Origin of the sequence: Nostoc sp. DedQUE05 (genome assembly GCF_034530955.1) — a bacterium.
Taxonomy (GTDB): Bacteria; Cyanobacteriota; Cyanobacteriia; order Cyanobacteriales; family Nostocaceae; genus Nostoc.
Genome location: NZ_JAVRCB010000031.1, coordinates 1 through 20,835, shown reverse-complemented (window position 1 = coordinate 20,835; position 20,835 = coordinate 1). Strand labels below are relative to the sequence as shown.

Genomic DNA, 20,835 nt, shown 5'->3' with positions numbered 1-20,835 from the left:
ATGAAATATTTATTTTGGGATTTTGATAATACACTAGGTTATCGTCAAGGAATGTGGAGTGAAACATTACATTCAATTTTAATATTGAATGGAATTTTTAATATAAATTCAGAAGATATTCGACCATTCTTGAAGAATGTCTTTCCTTGGCACTCGCCTGAAACTTCCCATAATTTATTGTTTAATGGTAAAACTTGGTGGGGGTATATGAATGAATATTTTGCAGAAATATATGAAAAAGTAGGAATAAATAAAACTCAAGCGATAAAATATTCTTCCCAAGTCCAGAATGAATATAAAAAATTGGAAAAATGGCATTTATATGATGATGCAATTCCTACTTTGCAAGATGCAATTAAAAATAATTATAAAAATATAATTCTCTCAAATCATATACCTGAACTACACGAAATCATAGATAAATTAAATATTACAGAATACTTTGAAGAAATATATACGTCTGGAACAATTGGATATGAAAAACCCAATCTCAAATTTTATGCTTACGTCATCAATGATTTAAAGATTGAAAAAAGAGAATGTGTAATGATAGGTGATAGCTACAATGCTGATATTGCTGGAGCATTACGGGCAGGTATACAAGCAATTTTAGTTAGGAAACCTAATGATAAAAATTATAAACTTTATAGTCAAGATTTTAGAGGAATACTAAAAATAATTAGAAAAGTCTCAACTATTGCATAGAGCATTTTCGTAAATAAAAGAATTGAATGAGTTATAAAGCCATAATTTTCGATCTCGATAATACCCTGTTAAATTTTGAAATATGTGAACGTCAAGCTATTCTTGGCGCCTTGGAAGCTTGTACAATATCTTTGAATTTACATAAAATAAGTGAAAATATTTTTCTGGAAGCATTTGAAAATTATAATTCCAAGTATTGGAAACAGCGAGAAATATTTTCTCCTAGTGAGTTAATCGAGATGTCTTATCAAAGTACACTTGCTCAATTAGATATACAAACAGATAAAATAAGCAATCTTAGCCAAAGTTTTTGGCATATTTTTAATCATTCGGGCGTAATGGAACCTGATGTAAATGAAGTACTAACTGTTCTCGCAGGTAATTATCGTTTGGCTGTCATCACCAATGGCTTTGTATCAGCACAACTACCGAGAATGCAAGCTGCGGGAATTGAGCATTTTTTTGAAGCAGTTGTAGTTTCTGAAGCAATTGGTTTTGCTAAACCATCTCCTGAAATATTCCATCATGCTTTATCTAGATTAAATTTAACACCAGCAGAAGTCATTTACGTTGGAGATTCTCTAAAGCACGACTATGCAGGAGCAACACAAGTCAAAATGGATTTTTGCTATTACAACAGAAAAAATCAAAATTTACCACAAGAAGCAAAACCAAAATTCATGATAAGTGAACTCTTAAATTTGCTGAACTTGTTTAATTAACAGATTTTTCATTGATTCATATAAAGTTATATTTTAACTAGTTTATTGTAAATTGTTTTGAGTAATATTTTAATATGTCTATATATAATTCAATTGGTCAACAATACTCCAAAACTCGCGTTCCTGATATCCGTATTGTCAATAAAATAATTGATTTACTCAATTTACCCAAAGCTAGCATTATCGCTGATATTGGTGCTGGTACTGGTGGTTACAGTCTAGCGCTAGCTAATAAAGGATTTCTTGTTAATGCTGTTGAACCTTCTGTAGTGATGCAAAAACAAGGAGTAGAACATCAGCAAATTAAGTGGTTTACTGGCTATGCAGAAAATTCACCTCTACCAGATAAATCTGTTGATGCTGTTGTAAGTATCCTGGCAATTCATCACTTTTCTCATCTCGAAAAAGCTTTTCAGGAAATGAACAGAATAATTAGAGATGGAGCAATAATTTTGTTAACTTTTGATATTAGATTAGCTCAGAAAATATGGCTTTATGATTATTTTCCGTTTTTGTGGGAAGATGCGTTACGATTTTTACCACTTAACGAACAGGTTAATTTAATTCAGAGTAATACTAAAAGGCGTGTTGAAGCTATACCCCTTTTTTTACCATACGATTTATCTGATTTATTCGCAGCAGCAGGCTGGAGACGACCAGAATTATATCTTAAACCAGAAGTACGTGCAGGGATATCATCTTTTGCTTTAGCTAATCAAGATTTAGCAAAGCAAGGAGTAAAGTTACTTGCAGCAGATTTAAGTAGTGGAGAATGGAGCAAAAAATATGGTGATATTCACAATTTGACAGAGATTGATATTGGCTATCGTTTTATCCGTGCAACGCTGGATAACTAAATAATTGTAATTTAAAATTAAATTATGACAAATAAAGTTAGTGTAGGTGACAAAGTTAAAATTAGACAAGCTGGGATTAAAGATGTAGCGAGGATTGCTAGTCTTTGCGAACAACTTGAATATTCTGTGACTAATCAAGAAATAGAGCAACGCCTTACTAAAATTAAAAATAACGATACTCATATTGTATATGTTGCCACTGTAGAAAAGGAATATGTAATTGGTTGGGCGCACGCTCATATTTGTGAATCAATAGTTATTCCGACTCCAGCGATTATTTTGGGATTAGTTGTAGATAAAGATTATCGTCATAGTGGAATTGGAAGTTTTTTGATGCAACAAATTGAACAGTGGGCTTCTCTGGCTGGATGTGATAGTGTTTTGTTACGTTCTAATATTAAACGCAAAGAAGCTCACTTTTTTTATGAGAAAATTGGTTATACCAATATAAAACAATCACTGACTTTTCAGAAACAACTTACAATCGTGAGATAATTCATCTAAGCTTACCCCATTTATTTTAGCGATTAGCAGTTTCATTACAAAATATTGGAGTTATTTTATGGCTTTAATCAATCAAAGAATAGATGTTCCTGTGATCGTTGATGAATCAAAATGTTTAGAAAAATGCACAGCCTGTATTGAAGTTTGTCCCTTGGATGTATTGGCGAAAAATCCAGAAACAGGCAAAGCTTACATGAAATATGATGAGTGTTGGTTTTGTCTACCTTGTGAAAAAGAATGTCCAACCAATGCAATTACTGTGCAAATCCCCTTTTTATTACGTTAACTATCTGTGGTAAAAATTAATGAACGATGAACTCAATCATTGGCTAGAAATGTTGCGATCGCCTGACGTAAACGAGCGGATAGTAGCTGTCAAAACCTTGCAACATCTAGGCGATGACGAAACAATCGATGCTTTAATTATCGCTTTGAAAGACGAACATATTACTGTTCAAAAAATAGCAATATCTGCCCTTTGGGAAATTGCCAATCCTGTGGCGATTCCTGCTTTAATTGAATGCTTAACTTCAGCCGATTCAGATATTCGCTCTGAAGCTGCATCAGCATTAAGCGAGTTAATTACACAAGATGAATTGTTACTTTTACTAGAGAAGCTCCAAAACAATGATGTAAATATTCAATTAAATATTTTGGTGCTTTTGCGGAAGATACATGATATTCAATCTTTACCCGACATTTTACCATTTTTAGAATCAAAAAATTCTGAGTTAAGAGAAGCAGCTGTTACGACACTGCGATATATCAATCAACTAGAAAAATGTCCGCAAGCTTTAAATTTAATCTTTGATGAGGAAGCAAGTGTACGTCGTGCTACTGCTTTAACTTTAGAACATTTACAAGATGCAGAAGCGATCGCAATACTTTGTCAAGCACTTACAAATGATAGTGACTGGCAAGTTCGCCGGAATGCAGCTAAATCTCTGGCTATTCATGCAAATGATCGAGCAATTTCAGCATTAGAAATAGCTTTAAATGATGAACATTGGCAAGTGCGGAAATCAGTAGCACAAGCCTTGCAAAAAATTCCAGATATTCAAGTTCTGCCGAGATTAATTCAAGCATTAACAGATGAATATGCAGATGTCCGCAAAGAAGCTGCGATCGCACTTGGAAATTTAGCTCATCCCGACGTTATTAACCCCCTACAACAAGCCTTAGATGACCCTGACAAAGAAGTGTCCATCCAAGCGCAACGTGCAATTCAGAAGATTCAAACAGATAGAATAGTCTCAAGGGAGCAGTAAATAATTAAGAGAAATACCAAGCCGATCGAAGCTTTGCTAATTTCGCAGTATAAATTCTTTACTCCAAATTATTGACCTCTGCTTATCATCAATATTTATCAGATGGACTTGATCGACAAAACAATGATAATTTAAATCTAAATGCTGTGCTTCTTCTAACACTTGCAACAATTTATCTGTATCTTTTGTAAATTTTCCTAGCGTTAAATGTGGAACGAATGGTAAATTTTCCCTGAAATATTCAGCTAATATACCTGTATATAATTCGTTGTGTAGTTTTACCATATCTACTTTTCCTTCTTCAACCATTAAAAACATATACTTATCCCATGATTTTTGTAATCCTTTGAGATAAATAGGAAATATTGTCCATTTACTCAAGATACTATCAACATGAAGAATGAGATTGTTTTCATTAATAGACTCGATTATAGGAAATACAAGTGTAATATGTGGTTCCATTAAATCAAATTGTGGATCATATTTCTGCCTTATTTGATTGATATGTTCCGTGTTAATATTGGGGTAATGTACGAGTGCGTAAGACATACTCATAAATTATTAAAGGTTATACAGCAGATTTCAAATTATCTAGGAGAACTTATACCAACATGAGGTACACAAATATCCTTTATAACATCCAGAAGATATGACTACAGTCCATCAGCAAGAAGTCGTCCAACTACTCAAACAAATCATCGAACCTATTTTGAAAAATGATATTGTTAGTTTGGGAATGGTGCGAAATCTCCGCATAGTTGATGACTATATTTACTTACGTTTATATATTGGTTCTCATCAGCACCAATTACAGTCAGCAATTCAATCTAAATTATCATCTTTATCTTGGTGTAAAAAAACTTATATTCAAATTTGTACAATTCCCGGTGTTAAAACAACTCTTGCAGTTTCTAGCGGTAAAGGTGGTGTGGGCAAATCTACAACAGCCGTTAATATCGCCGCAGCTTTAAAATTACAAGGTGCAAAAGTAGGACTATTAGATGCTGATGTTTATGGCCCCAATGTTCCCCAAATGTTGGGTTTAGGAAAAGCTGATATTCAAGTGATTAATACTCCCACAGGTGATAAGTTTTTACCTCTAGAAGTTCAAGGAATAAAAATCATGTCAGTGGGTTTACTTGCAGAAGCAAATCGTCCGTTGGCATGGCGGGGGCCTGTATTGCATAAAATTATTACGCAATTTTTGCAAGATGTGGAATGGGGAGAATTAGATTATTTATTGATCGATTTACCTCCCGGCACAGGTGATGCTCAAATTACAATTATCCAAGAAAGCCCAATTTGTGGAGTCATTTTAGTGACAACTCCTCAACAAGTGGCTGTTGCAGATGTACGACGTAATATATATATGTTTCGCCAAGTGGGTGTTTTTGTTCTTGGCATTATTGAAAATATGAGTTATTTAATTTGTGGTGATTGTGGTTCACGCACACCGATTTTTGGTAGTGGTGGCGGCGAACAATTAGCCGCAGAATTACAAGCGCCTCTGTTGGGACAAATTCCCATCGATCCCCGCATTTGTAGCGGTAGTGATACGGGAAATCCGATTGCGATAAACGAATACGCTTCACCAGCAAAGGAGGTTTTTACACAAATAGCTACTTCATTAAATACTACTTTTACGTGACACGATAAAACTACGCAGCTTGACCAAGCTTAGTAGCTTCAGGAACTTCAATCAATTGTCCTGTTTTGACATCGTAGATATAGCCATATATAGGAATTTCATTCGGAACTAATGGATGTAAACGAATCCGTTGGACATCTGTAGAGATGCTTTTAGCTTGGTCATCAATAGTTAACCAATTGATAAACTTGCCTTCGCCCGATCCCGACCCAGATCCAATATCTGACCAACCTATTTCATCTAGCTTGGCTGTTTTGAGGCTACTAGAAAGTAAATTGCTGATGACTTCATTGGTGAAGGTTTCCATCCCGCAATTAGTGTGATGAATTACAAACCATTCACGCGTACCCAGTAATTTGTAAGAAATCACTAAAGAGCGAATCGCATCATCGCTAGCACGTCCACCTGCATTACGAATTACATGGGCATCTCCTTCAGCTAGTCCAGCAAATTTAGCTGGATCAAGCCGAGCATCCATGCACGTGAGAATTGCAAACCGACGAGATGGGGGTATGGTGAGATTACCTTTATCACCGAATTTATCAGTGTAACTAAGATTAGCTGCTAGAACTTCTTCTACAATTTGGCTCATTTTGAGTTGATATGGGCGATCGCTAGTAGGGGCGCAAGGCCTTACGCCCCTACTAACGGTGTGGTTCAAATACACGAAAACTGATGTAATTTGTTTGACGCAGAGGCGCAAAGAGTAGGAGTTTAAGACAAGTTTCTACGATCTATGCGGGGTAAAAGACCAATGTTCGGAGTTCGATACTTTCTCGTGGGGGAGCGTTGGCTGGGCTGGTGGGATCTTCAAAGGCTGTATGGGCGGCAAAACGGGCGTATCCGTCTTCTGCGGAGTCGAAGCATTTGATAAATACTGCTTCGTTTCTGTGCATTTGTGGGAAATAGAACCATTTATGTTGGGAGTTGTACGTGACTCCATATGTCTCACCAACCCGATCGCGGTAGACAAGATCGCCAGCTACAAGGTCTGTGGGGGCGATACTTTGCGCGTCACACAGTGCTAAAGGTGACTCTTGGATTGGTTGTGCGATCGCTCGCCAAACATTGATGATGGCAAATCGTTGTTTTAGTAACGTCTCAATATCATCATTATCTATGCCTTGCGCTGCTAGTTCCAAACGAGCGCGAGTATAGCCAGATTTGGCGGTGAAGTCGTTGTGTACGCGCTTGGCGGGTTCTTTAATATTATTCTCACCTGGCTTGGAGTTACCAGCGTTACGAAGGGTATGATCGAATATGATTACCTTCGTTGCACCTGTCACCTCTTTTAACAATTGCTCGGCCTCTAGATAGTAGACGCGGCGTACTTCGTCTTCATCGTAAAAGTTGCGGACATTAGTATTATGTCCAGTAAAGGCGAATCCTTCTCGATCTAACGAGATGTTCTCTGAGATAGAGCGAGCATTGTAAATTGGCAGTTTGTGCGTCTGATAAGTTGCGTTCGTGCGGGGAATCCCGGTTGGCGGTTCGTAAGTATAGTTAACAGGTTTTTCTGCCATTGGAACCAGGTAACTGAGGTTAGCCTCTACGGATGGCAGTTCTTGGGAAATCGGTCTATCTAGAACTTGGTTATTTAAGCTCATAGGTCATCCCATTTTGGATTTTGGTTAATTTTTGGTCAATACTCAACAGTTAACGGTTCACTCCCCATTACCATACCTTTGTGCCCTATTTTTGAGATGCACCAACGGGAACAGGTTCACCGAGAACCTTGGCGAATCTTTGCAAATAGAAGTCCACAGGGTTTGCTACTGCTTGGATTGAGGAGCGATCGCTTAACCTGTTCCACCATGTCTGCAAACGAGGTGTTTCTGCTGGTAGTGTGAATTTGCGGAAGTGTTCTAAGAGTGGTAAACGTTCAAACCAGGGATAAAAGCTGATATCAACTAAGCTAAATTGGTCTCCTAAGAAGTAATCACCTTTGCCTAATCCTTCTTGTTCAATATATAAAAGTGCTTCTGTGAACTCTTTTCGTCCTTGTTCTTGTTCGGTGCTATCTTTACCACGTAAAAATTTGTTAAAAGCCGGGACAAGGCGAGTATTGGCGTAGTCTATCCAAATCCGAGCGATCGCTTTATTTGCGGGATCGCGGGGTAACAAAGGTGGCTCTGGAAAAACTTCATCTAGATATTCATTGATAATGGCGGACTCGTAAATTTCAACATCCCCATGTTTGATAGCCGGAACTTTACCATAGTGCGAAATCTGCGTGTACCCATCTGGTTTATTTTGTAAGTCAATTTCTATCGGGGTGAAGTCAATGCCTTTTTCCAGTAAGACTACACGAGTACGTTGAGAAAAGGTAGAGGCTTTGGCGAAGTACAGTTGGATGTTGCTCATGAAATCTTTTCCTTGTAATAATCGTGACATGCAGACTATTTGAGATTGCACAACTCAAACTAAACCAATAAAACAGAAGCTGTTCATGAGCGATCGCCCACTATGGATGAAAGAAACCATTCTGTTTTCTGATTAGTGCAATTAAATAATTGACTGGCAGGTATCTACATGAACTAGATGGTATACTACACTTTATCGGTCGATTTAATGTATTTTAAATAGTATACAGTCTTTATGAAAATATGCATACCTAATTATTTGTGCAACCAAATAAATAGCTAGACATAATCAGGCGTTTGTACTCTGGGATGCTTTTTGTTGGCTGTGGCGTTTATCGCTCATTCGCAATCCTTACTGTCCACATCTGGCAGCTAAACAACTTGGACACGATAAACTCTGGCCTGTTCCATGCGATCGCGCTTGGCTGCGATCTCAACTGGGTTTAATTGAGCATCAACCACCTCAAACCCTTGCTGTTTACCGGTAGGGGTTGTGGCTATTCGACCAAACATGGTATTATATGCATTCTAGTTATCATCTTGCTATTTTTTACTTCAATACTAAGCATACAAAATTTCTGTTTTGCTAACATTAAGCTTTGCTAATACTATTTCAAGGCTGGTGATATGCAAGGCTGCTAAAACTTCATCAAAAAAATTAGTAGAGACATTGGATTTCAACGTTTTTACCAATGTCCTCATCCGTGCAAATTATTTTAATCCAAAGGTAATAGGTTAAAGGAAAAAACACTATGAATAGAGTGAACGCAAAGCGCACGAAAGGCAACACAACCTAACAACTAGAAACGTCTATCCCTCCTTAATCCTGGTTTGCTACTCTCAAAAAACAATAATCGAATCTAGATTCTGAGATTTAGGTTGAATCAAACTTTGAAGCTTTATTTTTTAACATAAACTAAAAATTGTAGACAAAAAGTAGAAACCAAAACTCGATAAAGTTTTGGGTTATTGCATTCTAAAAAAATGACAAAAGAGGATAAAAAAGGGGCGAATGGATCTCTTGTGCGTAAGTTTTAACAACGAACAAAAGATGAAAATATTAAACAGGGTTGGAATAATTTGCAAAGAAGGAAAAACTGATGATACCAAGTAATAGAGTAAAAGTCCAAAAACACAAACCAAAGTTTTTTTTTGAAATTCCACCTGCGCTTAAATCTGTAAACTTTTCTTGTTTCGTTATTGGACAAAGTTTATCTTTTTTTGGGTCTTGGATGACTCAAATTGCTTTGGTATGGCTAGTTTATCAGCTAACTAATTCGGCTGTATTAGTGGGTGTAGCTGGATTTACAAATCAAGCTATGGGCTTAATTATTACACCATTGGTAGGAGTATTGCTAGATCGCTGGAACTTACGATATGTTTTATTAACTACTCAGCTAGTATCTATTCTGCTATCTTCTACCTTAACCTTTTTAACTCTTAGCGATAACATCAATGTTGCATGGATTATTGTCATTGGCACGCTTCAGGGAACGGTAAAAGCTTTCGATTTACCAGCACGTCAGGTAATTATTCCCAGACTTCTGGATAAGAAATCAGATACTTATAGTGCAATGGCTTTCCATTCATTCTTGATTAATACAGCGAAGTTTGTTAGCCCGATGATTGGGGGTTTACTGATTGCTAGGTCTGGTGCAGCTTCCTGCTTTTTAGTAGATAGTATCAGCTATCTACCATTTGTATCTGCAATCTTAACTATCAAAGTTAACCCAGTTATCAATAATTCCTTTGCTCAAAAAGCAAAAATATGGAAAAACCTTAAAGAAGGGTTTGTTTACGCATACGAATTTCTGCCGATTAGATATTTATTAATATTACAATTTATTATTTGTTTTATGGGAATGACTCATGTAAATCTAGTGCCGATTTTTGCTCAAGAAGTACTAAAGGGAAACGCTGAAACTATGGGCTTTCTGATGACAGCTTCGGCTTTTGGCTCCATAGTTTCAGGTATTTATCTCATTTCTAGAAAAAATGTTATGGGACTGGGAAAAATTATAGCAATATCTGCTGCACTTTTAGGTTTAGGTTTAACAGTTTTTTCTCGCTCAAACAATTTGGAGATTTGTCTATTATTCATGTTTATCATCGGTATGAATAATACTCTCACCTTGGCTTCAATCAATAACTTTGTACAATCAATTCTTCCTGATGAAGACAAAAGAGGTAGAGTAACTAGTATATTTACAACTGGTTTTTTAGGAATACTACCTTTTGGTAATTTATTTTTTGGAGCATTAACAGGTTACTTTGGTGTTAATAATTCTTTATTATTTGGCGGTGTTTGTTGCATTTTAGGAGCATATTTTTTTAGTAGACAACTGCCCCAAATAAGAAAAATAGTGCATCCAATTTATGCAGAGTTGGGCTTAATTGCCCAGTCCAATAAAGGCTAAATCCGCTTTGATGGGATGTTGTCTGGAAGCGATGTCTATGACGGGCTATGCCTACTCGTAGTTCTCTCAACTCAACCTTTCAACAACAACCGCCTTTGTTGATACTCGATCAAAACCCACCGCGTTGCGTTTTATCCACAGTCTCAAGCAGAAAATACAACACTGTGTGCTGTTACTCTAGGGTTTCCCGCTCTTGCTAAGTTTATTGTAAAAACCTCTTGATTTTTATCACCGATTGTGAGAAAGTCTGATTTAACATCTATAAAATACGGTAAATCGATAAATTTACAGTACTATATAGCTTGACTGGAAGCAAGCCGTGGTTTTAGCTGTGCTTTAATCCGGCAACATCCGATCGCACTGATTACAACTACAAAAGTATAACAGCCATGCAATGAAGGCATAATATCGGCATTCAGTGCTGGTATGACTGTCAGGAGAATCATATCAAGTTTGGATGATTACTTATAATAAAATCTATCAATTTAGGTTGGGTTTAACGGCAGTCAAACCCAACCTAAACAAGGATCAAATGTTGGGTTTGACTGCGAGAAGCCCTTTCTCTAGGAGATGCTATTCGCATTAGATTCTAGGTTCTTCAATCAACCGTAACCTACAGATATTATTAAGTGTTTAACCGAACTTGATATCACTCTTATGCAAGTTACCTTCCATTACCAGTAAAGTAACCCCAGATATCATCCCAAATCAGATTCAATTTCCCTGTTTCTCTGGGAGTGGGCATTTTTTGTATGGCTAGTTGTTCTAGTTTTCAGATGCTCATGTATTCACTTATGACTAAATTTTTGGATTATTTTTTCTAGTGGAGAACATCTCATGCAAGTAGATCCAAATTCTCATCAAAGTTCCGAGCAAACTACTCAGGCTAATAACGAAATAGATAAACTGAAACAACCCCGTGTAGCTAGCAAACGTTTCTTTGGTAGTCACGCCAGCAGACGCTCATTTCTTGGTCGCGCCGGTTTGTTTAGTGCAGCTAGTGTTGTGGCAGGGGTTTTCAGCTCATCTCTTTCCTTGAAGAAAGGAGGAAATGTTGTCCAGGCCCAAAGACCTCCTGCAACGTTTACTCCTGCAACGTTTAACTATAGCAACTTTCGTAATAGAGCTTTTCAAGTACGTACAAGAGCAGCCAAGGTTAATTCGGAAGTTCCTATTCCTCCTCATCCCACCAATGGAGATGAGGCGAAGTATGCTAACAAAATTGCGACGGATACACGAGGATTACCCCATAACAAGCTGGGCGAAGTGGATCTGAAGGCTTATCAATCTTTTATTAATGCGTTGACCTCCGATGATCCCAATGAGTATGAAAATATCATCCTGGGTGGCAAACGGAAGCTGGTACAACCGCTCGGTCCATTAGCGGTTAGCTTGAGTGGGCTGAATCCGACCCAATTGACAATTCCAGTGCCACCTACCCTCGATAGTGCAGAGCAGGCGGCTGAATTCCTCGAAGTTGCTTGGCAACAACTGTTGCAGGATATACCCTTTAGTGAGTTCCGCAATAATACAACTAACCCGCTGATTCTGGCAGCAGTTCAGGATCTGAATCGGTTGTCAGCATTCAAAGGGCCTAAACAGAACGGACGAGTTACACCCGAACTCCTATTTCGAGGCACCGCGATTTACGTTAATGGCTCTGGTGGAACGACTTACTACACGTTACCAGGGGTAGATGTGGGGCCATACGTCTCCCAGTTTTTACTGCGTCCTGTGCCCGCAGGAACACAGAGTTATGTTCAGCTTAACCGTGTTCCCCTAGCTATTCCCGAAAACAGTTTTCAAACCAACTATAACGAGTGGTTGCTGGTGCAAAATGGTGGCGATCCTGGTCGAACGATTAAATTTGACCCAACCCCTCGCTACTTTATCAACGGGCGCGACCAGTCAGAGATTGCCCACACACCACCACCCGTCTATGCAAATGCTGCTCTAATTCTACTCGCCAAGCCAGTCATTAATGACTTCCTAGCTGGTGGCGTTGGCTCACCTTACAATCCCGGTAATCCTTATAACAACTCGAAGACCCAAGCGGGTGGTACTGCGACATTTGGTCCAGGGTATTCACAATCTCTCATCGCTTGGGTTGCTCCACATGCAATCAGAGCGGCTTATTGGCAGAAGTACTATGTTCACCGTCGTCTGCGAGCAGAGGCTTATGGTGGTTTGGTTCACAACAACAAGGTGAATAAAACAAACTATCCGATTCACCCCGATGTTTTTAACTCAGAAGTACTAGACCGCTTCTTCAGCAAAAACAAATCCTATCTGTTACCGCAAGCTTTTCCTGAAGGGGCACCATTCCACTCTTCTTATCCAGGTGGCGCTTCGGTGTCCGCAGGTGCCAGTGTCACCATTTTGAAAGCACTATTTGATGAGAGTTATGTGATTCCGAATCCGGTGGTACCCGATCCCAAAGATCCCACCAAGTTGATTCCCTATCAAGGGCCACTGCTGACCGTGGGCGGCGAATTAAACAAACTGGCGGCAAATATTGGCTTGGGTCGTGATAGTGCTGGGATTCACTGGCGCACAGATGCAGCAGCGTCGTTGGCCCTTGGCGAAGCGATCGCAATTAGCATTCTCAGAGATGAAAAGCTAACGTTCCGCGAAAAATTTGCAGGTTTCACCTTCACCAAGTTTGATGGTACAAGAATCACAATTTAAGGCTTTAACTGTTTAGAAAATATAGAGACGCGAAATATCGTGTCTCTATATTTACTTAAATCCTATTTAGTTTCAGAGTTTTACAATGTCTGATCTTCGGAGATTTTACTCTCGGTCGCGATCTATGTTATTGAGCATAGCGGTAGCGATCGCGTTCTTGATATCTACAACACAAGCACTCAATCCCAAAAATATAGTATCAGCAAAAGAAGCATCACCGGACATAGAACTAGCTAAGAAAATCGGTAAAGAAATTATTGCTGCTTGTCCCGTTGTCTCTGATGCTAAAAATTTAGCTGCCTTCAACTCATGCGCTGACAAACTCGCTAAACTAACAACCCTCCGCGAAACCATGAATGCACCCTTCTTGTGGGGCGCTCAAAGCAAAGTCGGTAATTATAATCTCAAAGATAATCAAACAACTGAATTTAATCCGTTAGTTTGGCGTCGTATTTACCTAGCTACTTTTATGTTCAAAGGTGAACCAAAGGTTGAACAAGTAAACAATTTAATTGTGATTCACCTTCCCATTCAGTTCCGTAATCAGCTTGATATTGGCGCTTATCCTTATCCTTTTTGGCACTCATCGAAAAAGTGGAGTTCTTACCAGCAAAGTACTGAATTACTTCTGTTTCTAGAACAGAAAAAGCTTAAAGGGGCGCTGCGTTCAGCTGTGGTTGACTCACAAAGACTAGTAGTAAATCATGTATGGGATGGTAATTGGGTTTGGGATGATGCTCATGGTCAGAAACAACCTTATGTAACACTATATACCCGTTTATTTTCTCCATCGAACCCACACGTTGCTAAAGTTGATGCTGCTTATCGTGCATTTGAGGTTAATCTACGTCAACACGCTTGTATTGTTTGCCATAGTCCAGACAACGCGGCTAAACAAAATCCTTTAGTAATGCTGAGTTATCCAAATCAAGCGCTCTCATTACGACACGAAACGGTACGCCAAATCAAAGAAAAACTGATGCCACCTCCGGCTGGTATCGTTAACGATCGAGAGCGACAAAAGCTAGTTGAACTCGCCCAAGCATTTGCCCAAGCAGGCGACCAAGCCCTAGCTTACGAAGGAGAAAAATAACTTCTTTCAAGTTCATTCAAACAACTGGTGATTGAATCTGATGTGGTGCTGTCTGTGCTAGTTCCTCAGCTAAGACAATCTACTGAGAATATTACATGATTTTACGATCGCCATCGTTTCCTCAGCCACAAAACCACAAAACCAACAATAATTCCAACTATGAAACTGGAACTGAAAGGGTAGTCGCAAAAGAAGCGAACTTGCTTAAAAAAAATATCTTTATTACAATCTTTTGCAGGCTCTCTTACCAGAGATATAGTTGCTATACTAGCACCTGCAACAGCTACAAGCTCTTGAAAGTTACGCTCTCGTTCTGCTTTCTCGACTTCTATGCGACTGCGAGTAGCGTTAATTGTATCTTCTAAAAGCTGCAACCCAAGCTGCATATTTTCGATATCTTTAGTAATTTGTGGTAAATATTTTTTGTTGGCTAGTCCGCTAAATTTTTCTAAAAAATCTAACTGATTATTTTGACCTGCTTTTTCTTGAATCAAAGCCAAGCGGATTTGATAATTAGATAAATTAATTTCAATTATTTGTTTTTGGAAAGAGAGATTGAGTAAGTCGATTGTATATTGCTGAAGAATATTATCAATATTATTTAAAATCTTGCGAGAAGTTGTAATATTCTGCTTTTCTTGCCGAGAATTACTTTGATTGGTAATTTTTCTATTTTCTTCAATCTGTTTATAATGATTTAGCAGAGATTCTTTGACTAAACGACTTTGCCAATAAGCCCACGAAATCTTACTTCGATAACAAAATAAACCCATCCAATCTTTATAAAATTCCGCAGATTTTTCTGCGCTCTCTCGATTATTGTAAATAGTAATAATCACATCATCTTCATTACTATTTAGAGAACTTGTTGCGTTTTTTAGGCTCTGATTTATATATTGCGATCGTCCTAATTCAAAAACTTTACCATCTAAAAAAGTACCTTTTTCTGGTTGCCAAGAAGTATCTTTAAATAAAGCATAATAGCAATCTTTGGCAATATCTTCATGGCTCTGAGATGAGTTTTCTGCTAGCCAACCAGAAAGCAACCAGGTTTTTCCAATTAGTTTCAGTTCTTTATTTAGTTTTTGTTCGATTTCAGTCTTTAAAATTGCAAAAGACTTAGCTGGTTGACTCTCAGTTTGATTATTAATAGAACAATCTATTTGTAAGCCATAAGTATCATTTAATCTAACAGCATAATAGTATCCTTCTAAACTTTTATTGTCGGGAATAAAGTTAATTTGAGGAGGGTGGGTAATCTCTAAATACTCGGTTTCAATGTCAGGATCGTAGAATTGAGTATCAGAAGGTAATTGTTCTAAAAAAGCTGCTTTGTTTTTTTGCGTTTCTGCGTCAGTTGTGTTTAAAGAACTTTTTAAAGCATATAGAAACAAATCAAGTGTAGGATAGATTAAATCGCTCATCACAAGGGCAAAACTAATTTGATTGATTGGATTGAGATAAAAGTTGTTTCCATTTTTCTAAAAATTTGACTTGTTTTACTGTTTCTTCTGGTTGAGAAGAACTCCCAACAATGACTACAACATTATTGAGTTGGCTTTCGTAACCTGTAGCTTCATATTTGGGTTTAAAGCCTCTAGTTATTGGATACTTGTCAAAAGTATTGAGGCTACTAATTTCTGCTTCAGTTGGAAGTAAATCATGAGGAATTTCTTCTAGATTATCTAATTGAGATTTATAAAATTGATAAGATTGATTTAAGTCAGGATTAGGAGTAATTATTTCTAATAAACGTCCTTTAATATAGTCTTCCCAAGCTTTGGGTTGGGTGTCTAATTGCTTTGCAACTTCTTTTAAATTCTGTTTTTCTTGTTCTTTGAGGGCGGTTTTTAAGTCTTGAAACGCCAATAGAAAAGCAATGATAGTATTGTCAGCCTTGGTCTTCATAGGTTTTTATACCAAACTCACTACGACTAATATAAATATAATTTAGAATGAGATGATTACAGCAGATACCTTGATGTTCAGTTTTGATTCTTTATGTCTAGAAAGAATAATTTACACAATAAAACGTTATTTATTATACCTGTTATTGCGGAAATTAATATAGTTTATTGCACGCAGGACTTATATCATGTCCGCCAAATTACCCATAATAAAAGAACCCCACCCCCAACCCCTCCCGAAGAGCGGGGCTACGGTGTACACACAAGTCAAATTACCCCCCTTAATCCCCCCTTGTAAAGCTACCGTGTATACACAAGTCGAGTTGGCAATCAAATCAACAAAAAACAACAGAAAATTTTTTTTAAAATCTTTGATTTTCCGTTAGGACTCTATCAATAAGCTGACACTATTGATAATCAGTTCGCTTAACTCAAAACCTTGCCTACCAAGGCTTGTATCTTACCAGGCAATGATTTTAGGACTTGTGTATACACCGTAGCCTTGTAAAGGGGGGAAATAAGAAATCTAGTTCCCTCCCCTTTACAAGGGGAGGGTTAGGGTGGGGTAAAACCTTGGGTTAATCAGCTATTTCAGACTTGTGTGTACACTGTAGGCCTGCGGGGAGGGGAGACAAAGCACAGCTTTGGTGGGGTGGGGTTCTTCGGGTTTAATAAGCAATCAAGCGGACATGATATTACGCAACAATAACGTAATTTCGTCATTGCGACCGTTCGCTGTTAGCGTTTCCGCAGGGTAGGGAAGCGATCGCAAAGCCTTATTTTTTCTCGGAGGTGCGTAAGTCCTAGCACGGTTTCCTAGTTATTTTCCGTAGAAACTAAAGAATGCTGTGGATTAGGTATTAAAGCTGTGGACAGATTAGTGTCTACAGTTCAAAAAAAAGTTCTAATGGTTAGTCAGGTAATAAAAATGGCATCGGAATGGGCGGCTCAAGTTATTGGAATTAATTATTACCCAGAGTACACCACCCTAAAGCCGCTAACAGCAGCAGCAGAAGATGCTGAGAAAATTGCCCAGCAATTAGAACAATACGGTTATAGACCTTTCCGCGCTCAATGTTTACCTAAAACTTTAAACCAGAAGGGAGAAAGTAAAATTGACCGCCAAGGGGCGGTAAAGGTGCAAGAATTACAAGAAGCGATCGCAAATCTTTTCAATCCTCCCGATCCAAACCCCACGCCAGAAACAGCGTTATTCTTTTTTTCAGGACATGGGTGGTGCAAAACTGTAGCGGGCAAAGAAGAAGTATTTTTAGCTACTAGTGATGTTTTACCTGAAGCAGGAATCTATGGTATACCTTTAAGTTGGTTGGGTGAGCAGTTGCAAAGAAGTCTGGTTAAACGAGTTGTTGTTTGGCTAGATTGCTGCTATAGCGGTGAATTGTTAAAATTTATTCCTACAGATAAAGACTACTGTTTTATTACTGCAACCCGTTCCTACGAAACTGGTGTCGAAATTCCCCACACGCAGGGGTTGATGACGCAGGCGTTACTCGCAGGATTGAACCCAGAAAATGACGCAGATGGGATTATCAATAGCCACAAATTGGCAGATTTCATTATCAGCCAAATGCCGAATACAGTCCAGCGTCCGTTAATTGCCAATTCGCCACGAGCAATTCTGCTGACTACTAAGTTTTCTCAAAAAAGCTTTCAGGATAAGTGTCCTTATCGTTCGCTGTCGTATTTTACCGAGACAAAGGAAGATGCTGAGGTTTTTTATGGGCGGAGTGCGCTAACTGGGCAGTTGATTCAACAGGTAAGAGATAAGCATCGCCTAATTGCTGTATTAGGTGCTTCCGGTAGTGGAAAATCATCTATGTTACGGGCTGGGTTACTCTACCAACTGAAGCTAGGACAAGAGATTCCAGGGAGCGATCGCTGGACTTATATTACACCGTTTACGCCGAAAGAATCTCCTGTTAACAGTTTACAGGAGGTCTTTGCACTTTCTTTGCCTAATCTTTCTCTTACCCCGCTTAATCCCACATTGCAAAGTTCCGGTGTACAGACAAGTCAAATTACCCCCCTTAATCCCCCCTTGGAAAGGGGGGAAACCGGAAAATCTAACTTCCTTAATCCCTCCTTAAAAAGGGGGGAAACTGGAAAATCTAACTCCCTCCCCTTTACAAGGGGAGGGTTGGGGAGGGGTAATTTTACCCATGTCATCGGCAAGGAGTTAAAAGCATTAAACACACCAGTCATCTTGATTATCGACCAGTTTGAAGAATGCTTTACAATGTGCGATGACAGCCAGCGCCAAGAATTCTTTGACTGTTTGCGGGAATTAGTTGATTGTACAGATAACCTCTATATTTTCATTGGGATGCGATCGGATTTTCGGGCGAGATGGCGAGAATATCCTGAATATGCCAGCAGAATTCATAAACCTTACATCAACGTCGAACACTTAAGCCGTGAGGAAATTGAAGAAGCGATTACTAAACCGGCTGATTGGGTAGGATTAGGCATAGAGGGAAGGTTAGAACAGCAACTAATTAATGATGTTGAGGATTACCCCGGAAGTTTGCCTTTGCTGCAATATACCTTGACAGAATTGTGGCGTGAGTCGAGTAATCAAGGCGATGAGGTTCTCACCTTGAAAACTTATCAGGATTTAGGCGGGGTGGAAGGAACGCTACAAAAACGCGCTGATGCAGTTTACGAAAGTCTTTCACCAACAGAAAAAACTGTGGCGCGGCGGATTTTTCTAGAATTGACACAAATCGGAGAAACCACAGATGTCCGGCGGCGCATGCGTTTGGGCGAGTTGGTTAATTCCCATCATTCTTTGGAACTTTTGCAACAGGTGAGTGAGAAGTTAGCGGATAAAGATGCACGATTAATTACAAAGACGGATGAGCCGGATTCCCAGGATGTAATTTTAGATGTTGTCCACGAGGCCCTTATCCGCCACTGGCAAATGTTGCGGGAGTGGAAAGAGGAATATAAGTTAGGAATAGGCATTGAGCGACAGATTGAAGCGGAAGCCCAAGAATGGCAGAGGAATGAGAAAAAACCAGGGTTCCTCAGACAAGATGACAGATTAGCAGTAGCAGAAGCATATTTAACTAGATTTGGTGATTGGCAAATGCTGAATGGGGTAGCCCAGGAGTACATTCAGGATAGTCAAGAACTGCGAAATAGGCTGGTTCGAGAAGAGAAAGAACGCCAACAAGAAAAGTTGGCAGCAGCACGGCGGCAAAATCGAGTTGTTACATTGTTTAGTATGGGGTTAGCTGGAGTAGCTATATTTGCAGGTTATCAATGGTGGAACGCCCAAAACAAAACCAAGGAAGCAACACAACAAAGTACCATTTCTCTGGCGCAAAGTTCAGAGACTGCTTTACTTTCTGACAGGCAACTTGAGGCTATGATTGCAGCTACACAGTCAGGTAGACAAATTTTAGGTAGACCAATTAAAAACGCCAATTTAGAACAAGAGGCTAACCAACAAGCTATATTGGCACTACAGCGAGGAATTTACAATACCCAAGAGAGAAACCGCTTAGAAGGGCATAGCGATGCGGTCATTGGCGTAGCATTTAGCCCCGATGGCAAGACCATCGCTTCTGCAAGTAATGACAAAACCGTGAAAGTCTGGGATGCGGCAACAGCTAAAGAAATCACCACCTTCAAAGGGCATAGCGATGCGGTCATTGGCGTAGCATTTAGCCCCGATGGCAAGACCATCGCTTCTGCAAGTTATGACAAAATCGTGAAAGTCTGGGATGCGGCAACAGCTAAAGAAATCACCACCTTCAAAGGGCATAGCGATGCGGTCATTGGCGTAGCATTTAGCCCCGATGGCAAGACCATCGCTTCTGCTAGTGATGACAAAACCGTGAAAGTCTGGGATGCGGTGACAGCTAAAGAAATCACCACCTTCAAAGGGCATAGCTCTGGGGTCATTGGCGTAGCATTTAGCCCCGATGGCAAGACCATCGCTTCTGCAAGTAATGACAAAACCGTGAAAGTCTGGGATGCGGCAACAGCTAAAGAAATCACCACCTTCAAAGGGCATAGCGATGCGGTCATTGGCGTAGCATTTAGCCCCGATGGCAAGACCATCGCTTCTGCAAGTTATGACAAAACCGTCAAACTTTGGAAGGTGTACCCAAATACTTTAAATGATTTAATCGTTTACAGTTGCAATCGGCTACGTGGTTATTTACAATCAAATCCCAATGTGAGCGACAAGCACCTCTGCGATGGCATTGGTACTAAGAGCAATTAGAATGTTCCCTTCGACTTCGCTCAGGGAACATTTTGTTTAGGGAAATCAATTAGTTCTACTGGGATGCCTGCGGCGGGTGTAGCCATCGCATTTTCTAGAAACTTCTGGGGCGATCGCACTGATTAAAACAGGCGATCGCACTTTCGGTATTTCGGAGCGATCGCTTACAATCGCACAGGTTTTGATGATGCGCGGTGAAAAAATGGCAATGGGCTACGCCCCGTCGGAGACGATCGCACGCATCCACAGAACTAAAGAATTTGAGGCATTGTTGCTATATTTCATAACAATCTTTAGGTAAGGGAAGAATTTTTGCTATGATATCTAAGCTCATAAAACAATGTGAATGTAAATCTGGCGTTGCATAAATGCGGGATGAATCATGGAAACACGGGTATTTCTCTATAC

20 protein-coding genes are annotated in these 20,835 nt (G+C 39.2%); 11 read left to right on the top strand and 9 right to left on the bottom strand.

The features are described from left to right. The 6 genes from RMZ42_RS22130 (at position 1) to RMZ42_RS22105 (ending at position 4,056) form a co-directional block, all read left to right on the top strand. A complete protein-coding gene (locus RMZ42_RS22130) occupies positions 1-705 on the top strand; it encodes an HAD family hydrolase (RefSeq protein ID WP_322673429.1) in 705 nt (234 codons plus the stop codon). A 26-nt stretch (positions 706-731) separates the two neighbouring features. Then, positions 732-1,427, top strand: a complete 696-nt coding sequence (locus RMZ42_RS22125) for an HAD family hydrolase (protein ID WP_322673428.1) — start codon at positions 732-734, stop codon at positions 1,425-1,427. A 74-nt stretch (positions 1,428-1,501) separates the two neighbouring features. Further along, a complete protein-coding gene (locus RMZ42_RS22120; protein ID WP_322673427.1) occupies positions 1,502-2,284 on the top strand; it encodes a class I SAM-dependent methyltransferase in 783 nt (260 codons plus the stop codon). A 24-nt stretch (positions 2,285-2,308) separates the two neighbouring features. Next, positions 2,309-2,779 (top strand): GNAT family N-acetyltransferase, encoded by a 471-nt coding sequence (locus RMZ42_RS22115; RefSeq protein WP_322673426.1) that lies wholly within the window; start codon positions 2,309-2,311, stop codon positions 2,777-2,779. Positions 2,780-2,846: 67 nt separating this feature from the next. After that, complete coding sequence (locus RMZ42_RS22110) at positions 2,847-3,074, top strand: 4Fe-4S dicluster domain-containing protein (protein WP_012408944.1); 228 nt, start codon at positions 2,847-2,849, stop codon at positions 3,072-3,074. 19 nt (positions 3,075-3,093) lie between these two features. Beyond that, the gene (locus RMZ42_RS22105; protein ID WP_322673425.1) at positions 3,094-4,056 is read left to right on the top strand and encodes a HEAT repeat domain-containing protein; all 963 of its coding nucleotides are present in this window, start codon (positions 3,094-3,096) and stop codon (positions 4,054-4,056) included. 36 nt (positions 4,057-4,092) lie between these two features. Here RMZ42_RS22105 and RMZ42_RS22100 read toward each other — a convergent pair whose 3' ends face one another. Next, positions 4,093-4,605, bottom strand: coding sequence for a 2'-5' RNA ligase family protein (locus RMZ42_RS22100; protein WP_322673424.1), 513 nt, complete (start codon positions 4,603-4,605; stop codon positions 4,093-4,095). Positions 4,606-4,705: 100 nt separating this feature from the next. On the opposite strand from RMZ42_RS22100, the gene RMZ42_RS22095 reads away from it, so the two are divergent. Continuing rightward, positions 4,706-5,704: an Mrp/NBP35 family ATP-binding protein gene (locus RMZ42_RS22095; RefSeq protein ID WP_322673423.1), complete on the top strand. Its 999-nt coding sequence runs from the start codon at positions 4,706-4,708 to the stop codon at positions 5,702-5,704. A 10-nt stretch (positions 5,705-5,714) separates the two neighbouring features. Here the strand turns inward: RMZ42_RS22095 and RMZ42_RS22090 are convergent, their stop codons facing one another. From RMZ42_RS22090 to RMZ42_RS22075, 4 genes are all read right to left on the bottom strand, one after another. Beyond that, entirely contained in the window at positions 5,715-6,296 is a 582-nt protein-coding gene (locus RMZ42_RS22090) for a carbonic anhydrase (RefSeq protein WP_322673422.1), read from the bottom strand. 142 nt (positions 6,297-6,438) lie between these two features. After that, a complete protein-coding gene (locus tag RMZ42_RS22085; RefSeq protein WP_322673421.1) occupies positions 6,439-7,311 on the bottom strand; it encodes a CmcJ/NvfI family oxidoreductase in 873 nt (290 codons plus the stop codon). An 85-nt stretch (positions 7,312-7,396) separates the two neighbouring features. Further along, entirely contained in the window at positions 7,397-8,068 is a 672-nt protein-coding gene (locus RMZ42_RS22080) for a glutathione S-transferase family protein (RefSeq protein ID WP_322673488.1), read from the bottom strand. Positions 8,069-8,439: 371 nt separating this feature from the next. Further along, a complete protein-coding gene (locus RMZ42_RS22075; protein WP_322673420.1) occupies positions 8,440-8,580 on the bottom strand; it encodes a hypothetical protein in 141 nt (46 codons plus the stop codon). Positions 8,581-9,167: 587 nt separating this feature from the next. On the opposite strand from RMZ42_RS22075, the gene RMZ42_RS22070 reads away from it, so the two are divergent. Beyond that, complete coding sequence (locus RMZ42_RS22070) at positions 9,168-10,484, top strand: MFS transporter (RefSeq protein ID WP_322673419.1); 1,317 nt, start codon at positions 9,168-9,170, stop codon at positions 10,482-10,484. Positions 10,485-10,777: 293 nt separating this feature from the next. Here RMZ42_RS22070 and RMZ42_RS22065 read toward each other — a convergent pair whose 3' ends face one another. Then, positions 10,778-10,930 carry a hypothetical protein gene (locus tag RMZ42_RS22065; protein ID WP_322673418.1) on the bottom strand — a complete coding sequence of 51 codons (153 nt, stop codon included), beginning with the start codon at positions 10,928-10,930 and terminating at the stop codon, positions 10,778-10,780. 391 nt (positions 10,931-11,321) lie between these two features. Between RMZ42_RS22065 and RMZ42_RS22060 the strand changes: the two genes are divergently transcribed. Together RMZ42_RS22060 and RMZ42_RS22055 are read left to right on the top strand one after the other, a co-directional pair. After that, the gene (locus tag RMZ42_RS22060) at positions 11,322-13,172 is read left to right on the top strand and encodes a vanadium-dependent haloperoxidase (RefSeq protein ID WP_322673417.1); all 1,851 of its coding nucleotides are present in this window, start codon (positions 11,322-11,324) and stop codon (positions 13,170-13,172) included. A gap of 124 nt (positions 13,173-13,296) precedes the next feature. After that, positions 13,297-14,265 (top strand): cytochrome c, encoded by a 969-nt coding sequence (locus RMZ42_RS22055; RefSeq protein WP_322673416.1) that lies wholly within the window; start codon positions 13,297-13,299, stop codon positions 14,263-14,265. A 101-nt stretch (positions 14,266-14,366) separates the two neighbouring features. Here the strand turns inward: RMZ42_RS22055 and RMZ42_RS22050 are convergent, their stop codons facing one another. After that, entirely contained in the window at positions 14,367-15,689 is a 1,323-nt protein-coding gene (locus RMZ42_RS22050; RefSeq protein WP_322673415.1) for a hypothetical protein, read from the bottom strand. 13 nt (positions 15,690-15,702) lie between these two features. Next, entirely contained in the window at positions 15,703-16,173 is a 471-nt protein-coding gene (locus tag RMZ42_RS22045; RefSeq protein ID WP_322673414.1) for a hypothetical protein, read from the bottom strand. A 927-nt stretch (positions 16,174-17,100) separates the two neighbouring features. On the opposite strand from RMZ42_RS22045, the gene RMZ42_RS22040 reads away from it, so the two are divergent. Then, positions 17,101-20,427, top strand: a complete 3,327-nt coding sequence (locus RMZ42_RS22040) for a caspase family protein (protein WP_322673413.1) — start codon at positions 17,101-17,103, stop codon at positions 20,425-20,427. A 94-nt stretch (positions 20,428-20,521) separates the two neighbouring features. Here the strand turns inward: RMZ42_RS22040 and RMZ42_RS22035 are convergent, their stop codons facing one another. Beyond that, complete coding sequence (locus RMZ42_RS22035) at positions 20,522-20,674, bottom strand: hypothetical protein (RefSeq protein WP_322673412.1); 153 nt, start codon at positions 20,672-20,674, stop codon at positions 20,522-20,524. Positions 20,675-20,835: the final 161 nt, after the last annotated feature.

Bases quoted from the DNA above. Each gene is read 5' to 3' on its own strand.
- RMZ42_RS22130 (WP_322673429.1), top strand. From the start codon at position 1: ATGAAATATTTATTTTGGGATTTTGATAATACACTAGGTTATCGTCAA.
- RMZ42_RS22125 (WP_322673428.1), top strand. From the start codon at position 732: ATGAGTTATAAAGCCATAATTTTCGATCTCGATAATACCCTGTTAAAT.
- RMZ42_RS22120 (WP_322673427.1), top strand. From the start codon at position 1,502: ATGTCTATATATAATTCAATTGGTCAACAATACTCCAAAACTCGCGTT.
- RMZ42_RS22115 (WP_322673426.1), top strand. From the start codon at position 2,309: ATGACAAATAAAGTTAGTGTAGGTGACAAAGTTAAAATTAGACAAGCT.
- RMZ42_RS22110 (WP_012408944.1), top strand. From the start codon at position 2,847: ATGGCTTTAATCAATCAAAGAATAGATGTTCCTGTGATCGTTGATGAA.
- RMZ42_RS22105 (WP_322673425.1), top strand. From the start codon at position 3,094: ATGAACGATGAACTCAATCATTGGCTAGAAATGTTGCGATCGCCTGAC.
- RMZ42_RS22100 (WP_322673424.1), bottom strand. From the start codon at position 4,605: ATGTCTTACGCACTCGTACATTACCCCAATATTAACACGGAACATATC.
- RMZ42_RS22095 (WP_322673423.1), top strand. From the start codon at position 4,706: ATGACTACAGTCCATCAGCAAGAAGTCGTCCAACTACTCAAACAAATC.
- RMZ42_RS22090 (WP_322673422.1), bottom strand. From the start codon at position 6,296: ATGAGCCAAATTGTAGAAGAAGTTCTAGCAGCTAATCTTAGTTACACT.
- RMZ42_RS22085 (WP_322673421.1), bottom strand. From the start codon at position 7,311: ATGAGCTTAAATAACCAAGTTCTAGATAGACCGATTTCCCAAGAACTG.
- RMZ42_RS22080 (WP_322673488.1), bottom strand. From the start codon at position 8,068: ATGAGCAACATCCAACTGTACTTCGCCAAAGCCTCTACCTTTTCTCAA.
- RMZ42_RS22075 (WP_322673420.1), bottom strand. From the start codon at position 8,580: ATGTTTGGTCGAATAGCCACAACCCCTACCGGTAAACAGCAAGGGTTT.
- RMZ42_RS22070 (WP_322673419.1), top strand. From the start codon at position 9,168: ATGATACCAAGTAATAGAGTAAAAGTCCAAAAACACAAACCAAAGTTT.
- RMZ42_RS22065 (WP_322673418.1), bottom strand. From the start codon at position 10,930: ATGATTCTCCTGACAGTCATACCAGCACTGAATGCCGATATTATGCCT.
- RMZ42_RS22060 (WP_322673417.1), top strand. From the start codon at position 11,322: ATGCAAGTAGATCCAAATTCTCATCAAAGTTCCGAGCAAACTACTCAG.
- RMZ42_RS22055 (WP_322673416.1), top strand. From the start codon at position 13,297: ATGTTATTGAGCATAGCGGTAGCGATCGCGTTCTTGATATCTACAACA.
- RMZ42_RS22050 (WP_322673415.1), bottom strand. From the start codon at position 15,689: ATGAGCGATTTAATCTATCCTACACTTGATTTGTTTCTATATGCTTTA.
- RMZ42_RS22045 (WP_322673414.1), bottom strand. From the start codon at position 16,173: ATGAAGACCAAGGCTGACAATACTATCATTGCTTTTCTATTGGCGTTT.
- RMZ42_RS22040 (WP_322673413.1), top strand. From the start codon at position 17,101: ATGGCATCGGAATGGGCGGCTCAAGTTATTGGAATTAATTATTACCCA.